Raw genomic sequence first — 446 nt, 5'->3', positions numbered from 1 at the left:
GCTGTGGGTTGGAATAAGCATAACCAATGCGATGTAAACGACTGGAATAATATTGTAGCAGTGGCGGCGGGTTGGCGGCGTACCATTGGTCTTAAATCGGATGGCACGGTGGTAGCAGTGGGGCGAAATAAAGAAGGTGAATGTAATGTAAGCGGTTGGCATGATATTGTGGCGGTGGCGGCGGGTGACTGGCATACAATTGGTCTTAAATTGGACGGCACTGTGACGACTGTGGGTAATAATCGGTATGACCAATGCAATGTAAGTGGCTGGAGGAATATTGTGGCGATAGCGGCGGGTTATCTTCATACCGTTGGTCTTAAATCTGACGGCATGGTGACGGCTGTGGGTAATAATAAACATGGTCAATGCGATGTAAGCGATTGGCGTGATATTGTAGCGATAGCGGCAGGGAGTAATCATACAATTGGTCTTAAATCTGACGG

At 48.0% G+C, this 446-nt stretch carries 1 protein-coding gene; it reads left to right on the top strand.

Going from position 1 to position 446, the window contains the following annotated elements; genetic code table 11:
• A partial coding sequence (locus MR071_RS25135; protein ID WP_472926936.1) for an RCC1 domain-containing protein occupies positions 1–446 on the top strand: 446 nt, incomplete at both ends.

Source organism: Bacillus cereus group sp. BfR-BA-01316 (assembly GCF_022664195.1).
In the GTDB taxonomy this organism is placed as follows: Bacteria; Bacillota; Bacilli; order Bacillales; family Bacillaceae_G; genus Bacillus_A.
The sequence above is the reverse complement of the archived record's forward strand: the minus strand, read 5'-3'. Positions and strand labels throughout refer to the sequence as shown.